The sequence below is a fragment of the Yoonia sp. genome, from assembly GCF_017854415.1.
Lineage (GTDB): Bacteria > Pseudomonadota > Alphaproteobacteria > Rhodobacterales > Rhodobacteraceae > Yoonia.
On record NZ_JAFMHR010000120.1, the window covers coordinates 1 to 9,295 of the forward strand.

The window sequence follows — 9,295 nt, forward strand, 5'->3', positions numbered from 1 at the left end:
TCCCAAGAGGTCGAAGGCGAGCCGTTCAGCCGTCATGTCATTTTTGAATTCCCGGACTACGCGAGCGCCAAGGCGCTCTATAATGATCCGGAATATCAAGAGGTTGCTCAAATCAGGCGCGACAATGCCACCAGCATGATAGTTTTGGTCGAAGGCGTTTAAGGCAGCGCTGCCAGCCAGATCCAAACCGTAAAGATCGACAGCCCCGTGCCCATCAAAACAGACGAGGCCGCAACCCGCTTTGCCTTGCCGTACATATTGGCAAACACATAGGTATTGATCCCCGGCGCCATCGCCGCCGTCATAATGGCTGACCGCAAGGCTGCATCCGAAAGGTCATTGGATTTGGCCACGCCCCAAACGACCATAGGATGAAGAACCAGCGAAATTGCCACCACAAACATGATTGTGCGCATGTCGCCTTCTGGGCGGTAGCGATACAGCACACCGCCAAGGCCGAACAATGCCGCCGGCAAAGCCGCTTGGACCATCAAATCAATTGCGTCGGTCAAAACCGCAGGCATAGGAATACCGCCCAGGTTGACGATGAAACCCAAGGTGATGCCAAGGATCAACGCATTATTGAACATCGCCCTAAGCACCTTGCCCGGCAATGCCACCACTGATGCGCCGCGATTGCGTGCAATCTCCATCGCTGTGATCCCGACGGCATAGCAAAATGGCGAATGGATCGCGATAATCGCATAGTTGGCTTCAAGCGCGGAAAGCCCATAGGCACGCTCTGTGATCGGCAGACCCAGCAGCAACGAATTTGAGAACAGACAGCAAAAACCTATGGCAACGCTGTCTTCCCAGTCGCGACCAAAGATGTACCGCGCGCCCAGCAGGCCTGCGGTGAACCCCGTCAACGCGCCAGCGTAAAAGCTAACTAACAGGGCCAAGTCAAAGTTCTGCCCCAAGTCCAGCGTCGAAATTGCACGAAACAGCAAACAGGGAATGGCGAAATTCTGGGTAAATTTCATCAACCCATCGACACCTGCGTCGCTGAAATACCCTTTCCATACAGCCAGATAGCCAAAGCCGATTACCAAAAAGACAGGCAGGATGACGTCGATGAGAGCGGCCATTTATCGGGTCCTTGACGTAGGCGGCGTTGCCGCGACTTTGATGCCTCCGGCGGGGATATTTAGGCTCGGAAGAATATCAGGGGAGTGTGACAGTCACGGTCATGCCGTCATAGGCGGGGTGAATGTGGTCAGGTGTTTCAGCGGCAACCGTCGCGTAATCGAGGTCGTTGTGCATATTGGTCAAGATCGCTTGGCGGGGGGACACGCGTGCGATCCATTCCAGTGTATTGGCAAGATGAGAATGGGTCGGGTGTGGCTCGCGGCGCAGTGCATCAACGATCCACGTGTCGAGGTTTTGCAACGTTTCCCATGCCGCGTCAGGGATCGTCGAAACGTCGGGCAGATAGGCCACATCACCAATCCGAAAGCCCAAAGCATCGATGCGCCCATGTTCCACTTCAAACGGTGTCAGCGTGATATCGCCACCTGCGCCGCTGACCGTGATATCACCATCAATAGCGTTCAATTCACAAATCGGCGGATAGGCAGAGCCCTTGGGTTGCACAAAAGCGTATCCAAAGCGCCCCAGCAGGTCGTTGCTGGTGTCGCCATCGGCCCATACTTGCAAGCGCTGACGCATGTTAAAGACGATCATCCGCAGGTCATCAATGCCGTGTACGTGATCCGCATGGCCGTGCGTATAGACCACCGCATCCAGCGTGCCGACCTCGGCTGCAAGCAATTGACTGCGCATATCCGGGGTCGTGTCGATCAAAACGCGGGTGATCTTGTCACCGCTTTGCCGTGTGATCAAAAGCGAACAACGTAGTCGCATGTTTTTAGGGTTGGCCGGATCACAGGCCCCCCATTGACCGCCCAACCGCGGCACGCCACCAGATGATCCGCATCCAAGGATACGAAAGCTGAGTGTGTCGCTCATGGTTTGGCCTTCCAGAACAAGCGGTCGAAGTTGTCTGTCGTTTGTTTGGCGAAGTCCTCGTAGCTAAGTCCAAAGACCTCTGCTCCGACCTTTGCCGTGTGGGCTGTATAGGCTGGTTCATTGCGTCTGCCCCGAAAGGGGGGTGGAGCAAGATAGGGGCTGTCGGTTTCGACAAGGATACGGTCTGCGGGTGCGCTGGCGAAAATATCGCGCAGTTCCTGGCTTTTGGGAAAAGCTGCGATCCCGGACATGGAAAGGTAAAAGCCCAGATCAAGCGCGGCTTGGCCCAACGCGGCACTGCTGGAAAAACAATGCATCACACACGTGTAAGCCCCGTTCGAGAATTCTTCGCGCAGGATTTGCGTCATGTCATCATCCGCAGCGCGCGCGTGAATTATCAGCGGAAGCTTGGTTTCGCGTGCTGCCGCGATATGGACCCGCAGCGACTGTTTTTGAAGATCGGCGCTTTCAGCGGTGTAGTGATAGTCGAGGCCCGTTTCGCCAATACCTACGAATTTCGGGTGCTTTGACATAGCGATCAATTCGTCAGCCGTCGCGAGCGGTTCATCCGCAACGCTCATCGGGTGACTGCCTGCCGCATAGTAAACGGACGGATATTTGTCTGCAATTGCCCGCACTTGCGGTTCTAGCCGCAACTTCGTGCAGATCGTGACCATCCTTGTGACGCCAGCCGCGATTGCCCGCGCGATCACATCATCGCGCTCTGTGTCGAAGTCCGCGAAATCTAGGTGGCAATGGCTATCGACGATTGTAGCTTGGGTCATCTTGCAACTTTCAGGCAGCGACAGTTGCGCGCGCCGTTTCTTCTATTTTAAAAATCATATCAAGGATCAAGGCTGCAGGGTCAAGGTTCACTGCACGCCCGTGGCGCGACCTTTCGGTCAAATCTTGTTGTAATTGCGCCCAGCGACGCGCAGCGCGGTCGTCAGGCGAAATGCGGGCCAACAAGCGTGCCTCGTTCGGCGCACCTTGGGCCGTGGGTTCGCCCATCAGCCCTGCCCTGGCAGCACGTGACAAAAACAAATCTATCAAATCAAGCGTCAGGCCAAAACGCACGTCAGCGCCCCGCCCCGCGCAAGCATCGGCAATCCGTAAAGCGGACGGTCGGTCGATGTTTGGCAAGCCATCTAACGTCCTGACCAGTTCGGCATAGAGCGGCAATCCATCGTGGTTCAACAACCGGATAGCGTCACCGGCGGAGCCGCCTGCGAGTGTCGCGAGGCTTTGTGATTGATCCGAAGGATGCCCTGCTTGGGTCAGGGCCTGTTGCAAATCGTCTGCGTCCAAACGGCTGCACCGCAGTTCACGACACCGTGACCGGATCGTCGGCAATAGGCGTGATGGTTGATGCGCGATCAAAAGCATGGTCGCATCCGCAGGGGGTTCTTCGAGCTCTTTCAGGATTGCGTTCGCCGCATTGCGGTTCAACTCATCCGCGGCATCCACGATGACGACCCGACGGCCACCATCAGCTGCCGACATATGAAAGAACTTCTTGAGGTTCCGGACCGCGTCGACTGTGATTTCGGACTTCAGTTTCTTGGTTTTGTCGTCCCAAGGGCGGCGGATCAGGGATAGCCGTGGATGCGCGCCAGCCGCAATCAATCGTGCGTCGGGGTGGTCTGGATCAACTGTCAGACTTGGGTCGCCAAACAAACCAACGCCTTCGTCGGCCAACAAGAACGTTGCGATTTTCCAAGCTAGGGTTGCTTTGCCAACACCGCGTGGTCCAGTGATCAGCCAGCCAGAATGCATACGACCAGCGGTAAAGGCTTCCAGAAAATCGGCCTCCGCTTTGGCTTGCCCGAACAGATTTCGGGTTTCACGCGGATGTGGCGCGCCTGTAATCCGGTCCGGTTCTGGGATGTCGTCATCACTCATGCGTAGGCCGCGATTTCGGTGGCGATCTGGTCAGCAGTGCGGTTGCCGTCAATCAAGACACAACGGTCCGGATTGGCATGGGCCAAAGCCAGAAAGCCATGGCGCAGCGTCTCTTGAAAGCCCAGACCGAAGTCCTCGAACCGGTCCTCGCCTGACTTGCGCGCCCAGTGTTTCTTGAAAGCCCAGACCGAAGTCCTCGAACCGGTCCTCGCCTGACTTGCGCGCCAACCCACGCGCGAGCGCTGTGGCAGGGTCCATGTCGATAATGAATGTCAGGTCAGGTTCGCGCCCAATCATTAACGCATGCAGGCTGTCCACCATGCTGCGCAGATCACCACGGGTGGCACCTTGATAGACGCGGGTGCTATCAGCAAAACGGTCGGAAATCACAGTCTTGCCTGCAGCCAATGCGGGCGCGATGGTTTTTTCCAAGTGGTCGCGACGCGCGGCCGTAAATAGCAGAATTTCGGTTTCAGGCGACCATCGATCGGGATCGCCTGTCAGAACAAGCTGACGGATTTCTTCGGCGCCCGGACTGCCACCCGGTTCACGGGTCAGGGCGACATCCGCCCCCTGCCCTTGTAAACGTTCGGCAAAGCGGCGCGACTGGGTTGATTTGCCAGACCCGTCGATCCCTTCAAAGGTAATAAAGCGCGGCGCGCTCATGCGTCTTCCGGCGCTTCAGCCCCAATTGCAGGTCCGAATTTCTGCCACAGCACAAGCCCCGCAGTACGAATGCGGGTTGCAAAACCGCCCCGTGCCACATCGTTTTCGGCAATCAGCGGAATGCGTTTTTCGGGCAGATCGTCAAGCTTAATGACGAGTTCTCCAAGTTGCTGGCCTGCTGCAATCGGGGCCTCGATTGGCCCATTATAGACAACTTCAGCGATCACATCTTCTTGGTTCAGAACAGGGACCAACAACGACAAGTCCTCTGCGACAGTCAGACCAACCATGGGCGCATCGCCCATCCAGACATCGGCACTTGCAATACGGGACCCTGCTGTCGCGACTTGTGTTTGCGCGAACTGGCGAAATGCCCAGTTGATAATTTTGACGGATTCTTCGCGCCGTGCCTCGCGGCTATCAAGTCCTGTAATCACCCAAATGATGCGGCGATCACCTTGCGTGGCAGAACCAACAAGGCCGTAGCCTGCTTCTTCTGTATGACCGGTTTTCAGGCCATCAGCCCCCAGTCCCAAAGTTAAGACAGGGTTGCGATTGCTTGAATTCGAAGGAACACGCCCGTCAAAAGGAAATTCTGTTTCGGCAAACAACGGATAGAATGTCGGAAAATCAGTGATCAGGCGATTGGTCAGAATGCCAAGGTCTTCCATCGACATGCGGTGCCCAATCACAGGCCAACCGCTCGCGTTTACAAAGGTCGAATTCATCATGCCCAACTGGCGCGCACGTTCGGTCATAAGACGCGCAAAACCTGCCTCTGACCCATCTGGCGACAAAGCTTCGGCCAAGACAACGCTGGCGTCATTGCCTGACACGACGATAACACCGCGCAACAAATCCTCGACGGAGACATTGTCAGTTGTGTCCAAAAACATCGAAGAACCGCCATAGCTAGCGGCGTGGGACGAAACCGGCAACAATTCGTCTATGGCTAGACGACCATCTGCGACAGCCTCGAATGCCATGTAGATCGTCATAAGCTTCGACATCGATGCAGGTGGCAGCGGTTCTTGCGCGTTCTTGTCCAACAGAACAGTGCCTGTCGTCTGATCGAAAATATAAGCCGCCCGTGCATCCGTATCGAAAGCATGCGCAAATGCAGGCGCAATGATCATACAGGCAGCCAAACCAAAGCGGCGCAACGTTCTAAAGCACATCAAGCATATCCTTCATTCGGCAAGTCATTATTCTGTATCGGTGACAACAAAGGCGTCCACAAACCCCAACGCTTTAAGCTGCGAGATGCCACTTTCATCCACCATTGGGCCAGCAACCACACGCCAAACGGTGCGCCCGCCCATTGTCTCTGGCAGCACTTGCGCCGCGATGCCTGCTCCGTTGATTTGGGAAACAGCAAGATTTGCATTCGCCTCGACGCTAAAGACGCCGATCTGCGCGCGCGGACCATTTGCAGGTGGCGTGACCGGGCTTAGTATCGCTGAAACATCAATAGCATCCTCGCTTGCTTCGGCGACCTCAACGGCAGCACCGGACGCGGCGAGTGCGGTTTGTTCAACAACTGCTGTTGCGGCCTCGACCGCTGCCGGCAATGTCACAGCAACCGGTTCTAATGTTGCCTCAACGGGTTCTAGCACTGCTTCCGCGACACTCACCGGGGCGCTCAAACTGTCGACAACGGGATTAACTTGCACAACGGGCGCGACAACTTCGACCTCTTCACGGCGCACGGCAACAACACTTAATTCCGTTGGCGCACCAGCAAGGACACCCAAAGCATCCGCTGCATCAGACGAAATCTGCAACAAAGGCCCGGGGTTTTCACGTTCACGACGGAACAATGCGCCGGTAATCTCGGAACCATTCGCCGCGTTGCGGATGATGACGCGTTCTGGGTCCTGCACATCGGGGTGCGCAACCCAGACACCGCCCAATGATGGACGCCCGTCCCAAAGACCGCGATCGGTGACCTCAAAGATATCGGGACGCTCTACATCGCGCTGGGTGAGTTCTTGATTTGGGGCATTTGCAATCACCGGCGCCGCGGAGGCGGTGCCCTGTGGTGCTGCCGGAACTGCAAATGAGCCGTTCTCATCACAGGCCACCAGTACCAGTGCTGCGGCACCAACAAAGGTTAGCCGACGCGCAGCCACCACAATGTACAGTTTACTCATAATCTTCTGCCCCTTCGTTGCGCCCTATTTTTAAGGGCAACCCGCCATTCATGGCTATTATTTTTACGCCGACTTGCCCAGCCATTCTTGGGCGCGCAATGCCCCAAAAACGTCAATATCGGCGCCTTGTAGCAAAGATAGCGAGCGATGGCACATATTGGAAGGCTCAAGCGAATTTTGTCGGCGGATATCCCCAAAGCGTGAACGTGCTTTTCGAATCAGAAACGACAGGCTAAGAGAGCCAGGTCGGAGGAGTGGCAGAGTGGTCGAATGCACCGGTCTTGAAAACCGACGTAGGTGAAAGTCTACCCAGGGTTCGAATCCCTGTTCCTCCGCCACATTACCGTTTTATTGAATTTGACTGGGTCGCCTTCGGCGGCCTTTTCTCTTTATTTTATTGGATTAATGCGCATTCTATCTCCGCACTAATTTCCTTTTAAATGCCCCTGTATTGTTTCTTTGAGTGTTACAATCTGCAAAGAATATGATTCAGCGCTTATCAAGTTGATTGAACACATTCCTACTTACAAAATATTTGCCAAAACAGGCGACCAAGTAGACGGCTGCGCTATCTAGCAAGCTTACTAAGAAACTGGTCGAGAACCTTGGCACTGGACGACACTGCGACGACAACAGGTTTTACCTAGTTGTTGACCCCTTCGGCGCACGTCGCTGGATCGTCCGCGTCACGATCAATGATCAAAAAACAAACGTGACGCACTGCTGCGCACAAATTTTGGCCTTGATGGCGCGGAGATGGTTGCGATCAACCGTCCGTTCGATGTGCCGAATGCTGATGTTTCACGTTAGCGGATCCTACGCGTACTTGAAGATGTGCGTCATGCTCGTTAAGTCCCTAGCTCCTACGAGCAAAGTAACGAACAAAAGCGAAAGAGCGGCTATCGGGTGCCCATGAAGGCACGTTGATCGTCCCCTGACCACCGAACAGGCCCAGAAGAGTACGCGGCGTGCCGCCCGCAGACTGGATCAGGCGCAACTCGACATCTCGGCCGAAGGGGTGGCCAGTGGTCTCCGCCGGATAAGCGAGATAGCACACGTGTTTGCCATCGGGTGATGGATGAGGGAACCAGTCGACACTTTCGCCTTGGGTCATTTGTTCCGGGTTACTGCCATCTGCACGCATGCGCCAAAGATCCATGCAACCGCCGCGGTCAGAGTTGAACCAGATCCACGCGCCATCGGGCGTGTAGTCCGGACCGTCATAGTGATGCGGGCCACTTATCAACACGGTTTCCTTGCCACCTTTGACGGGGCAGACGGCGATGCCGAACTGTTTGTTACGGACGCAGGTATAGGCCAGTACCGCGCCGTCGGGCGACCAGCCGTGCCACCAACTTGGTGCATTCTCAGTGACTCGTTTGGGCGTGCCACCTTCGACCGGCAGAGTGTATATCAGTGACGTGCCACGCCGTGGTGAATCCGAGACGACAATGGTTTGCCCGTCGGGTGAAATCCCGTGATCGTTGTTAAGCCGTTTCAGGTCTCCGGTATCGATAAGCTGCAAAGCTGGCGCATCTAGTTCAAGTCTGTAAAGACGCCCGTCGCCGTTAAGGATCAGCGCCTTGCCATCGGACGTCCAGTTCGGTGCCTCGACATGGGTATCGGTTTCCAGGACGACATGGCTTTCGCCATTCTCGAGGTTGAAGATTTCTACCGAGGCAAACATCGCGCACTCTCTGCTGAGAAATTAGGACGGACCAAAGCCGCTGTCTTACATTGTTCTACTTGGTCGAAAGCCGGCGCGCTGGCAAGAACGTCGCGCGCGTCTTGCACGCCTTTGCCGTTCAGATCCGCGAGGGTACACAAGTTGGTATTATCAGGGATGACGATTCCGCAATGGATCTATCAGCAGTGACATTGCGCGCTAAACAGCCTGGCAAGAACGACTAGCGGCCCAAACCGGACAACCATTTTGACCCATGATGCTGCTTGCAGAATCTCCGAAGCAGTCGGTGTTTGCACGGAAGAACATGGGCAAGGCACCCTTATGTCCGAGCTACGTATACAAACAAAGAGCGTTGCTTTTTCTTCATGAACGTCCAAGCAATAAAACGACTGGTTTTCTGCCCCTGTGCCATTTCGACGACTTTATAATCAGTGACATTGGCGTTTGTTAAAATGCGGTGGAGGGGTTGCAGGTTATCCTTTTTTGACACCAACGAAGTGAACCAAAGGCATTGATCGGCGAACGCCACGCTCTGTTCAACCATGCTGGCGATGAATTTTATCTCCCCACCTGGGCACCAAAGCTCAGTACTTTGCCCGCCAAAGTTCAACTGTTTTGATTGCCCTTTGCCAAGGTTCGCCCACTTCCGTTGTGTTCCTTTGTTCGCTTGTTCCTTAGAAGCATGAAACGGCGGGTTACACATTGTGACGTGAAAAACATCGTTAGACTGGATCACACCGCGAAAGACATTCTCGGGTTTTTCTTGCCGTCTAAGGGCGATGTTCAAGTTGTTGAGATCACATATTTGCTGTGCCGATTTGAGTGCGCCAGCGTCGATATCAGTGCCAGTGAAGTGCCAGCCATATTCGCTTTGGCCAACAAGTGGATAGACCAAGCTCGCACCAGTGCCGATGTCTAG

At 55.1% G+C, this 9,295-nt stretch carries 9 protein-coding genes, 1 tRNA gene and 1 pseudogene; 2 read left to right on the forward strand and 9 right to left on the reverse strand.

All coding sequences use genetic code 11. The annotated features are described in order from the left end of the window. A partial coding sequence (locus QZ197_RS12660; RefSeq protein WP_296432387.1) for a DUF1330 domain-containing protein occupies positions 1 to 162 on the forward strand: 162 nt, incomplete at its 5' end. Here QZ197_RS12660 and QZ197_RS12665 read toward each other — a convergent pair. From QZ197_RS12665 to QZ197_RS12695, 7 genes and pseudogenes are all read right to left on the reverse strand, one after another. Further along, positions 159 to 1,088 carry an AEC family transporter gene (locus tag QZ197_RS12665; RefSeq protein ID WP_296432378.1) on the reverse strand — a complete coding sequence of 310 codons (930 nt, stop codon included), beginning with the start codon at positions 1,086 to 1,088 and terminating at the stop codon, positions 159 to 161. The two genes, QZ197_RS12660 and QZ197_RS12665, sit on opposite strands and share 4 nt — an antisense overlap. A gap of 76 nt (positions 1,089 to 1,164) precedes the next feature. Further along, on the reverse strand, positions 1,165 to 1,968 hold the full coding sequence (locus QZ197_RS12670) for an MBL fold metallo-hydrolase (RefSeq protein WP_296432380.1): 804 nt from the start codon (positions 1,966 to 1,968) through the stop codon (positions 1,165 to 1,167). Beyond that, entirely contained in the window at positions 1,965 to 2,753 is a 789-nt protein-coding gene (locus QZ197_RS12675) for a TatD family hydrolase (protein ID WP_296432381.1), read from the reverse strand. The genes QZ197_RS12670 and QZ197_RS12675 overlap by 4 nt, the downstream gene beginning before the upstream one ends. A 10-nt stretch (positions 2,754 to 2,763) precedes the next feature. Next, positions 2,764 to 3,870: a DNA polymerase III subunit delta' gene (locus QZ197_RS12680; protein WP_296432382.1), complete on the reverse strand. Its 1,107-nt coding sequence runs from the start codon at positions 3,868 to 3,870 to the stop codon at positions 2,764 to 2,766. Then, positions 3,867 to 4,536, reverse strand: a pseudogene (gene tmk, locus QZ197_RS12685) (dTMP kinase). Before tmk ends, QZ197_RS12680 begins: the two are co-directional and overlap by 4 nt. Further along, positions 4,533 to 5,672 carry a D-alanyl-D-alanine carboxypeptidase family protein gene (locus tag QZ197_RS12690; RefSeq protein WP_296432388.1) on the reverse strand — a complete coding sequence of 380 codons (1,140 nt, stop codon included), beginning with the start codon at positions 5,670 to 5,672 and terminating at the stop codon, positions 4,533 to 4,535. The pseudogene tmk and the gene QZ197_RS12690 overlap by 4 nt, the downstream one beginning before the upstream one ends. Positions 5,673 to 5,741: 69 nt before the next feature. Continuing rightward, positions 5,742 to 6,689: an SPOR domain-containing protein gene (locus tag QZ197_RS12695; protein WP_296432383.1), complete on the reverse strand. Its 948-nt coding sequence runs from the start codon at positions 6,687 to 6,689 to the stop codon at positions 5,742 to 5,744. A 248-nt stretch (positions 6,690 to 6,937) separates the two neighbouring features. Here QZ197_RS12695 and QZ197_RS12700 point away from each other — a divergent pair. Beyond that, positions 6,938 to 7,027, forward strand: a tRNA-Ser gene (locus QZ197_RS12700). A 518-nt stretch (positions 7,028 to 7,545) separates the two neighbouring features. Here QZ197_RS12700 and QZ197_RS12705 read toward each other — a convergent pair. Beyond that, positions 7,546 to 8,376 carry a hypothetical protein gene (locus QZ197_RS12705; RefSeq protein ID WP_296432385.1) on the reverse strand — a complete coding sequence of 277 codons (831 nt, stop codon included), beginning with the start codon at positions 8,374 to 8,376 and terminating at the stop codon, positions 7,546 to 7,548. A gap of 319 nt (positions 8,377 to 8,695) precedes the next feature. Beyond that, positions 8,696 to 9,295, reverse strand: a 600-nt coding sequence (locus QZ197_RS12710) for an RlmF-related methyltransferase (protein WP_296432386.1), incomplete at its 5' end; no start/stop codon positions are given.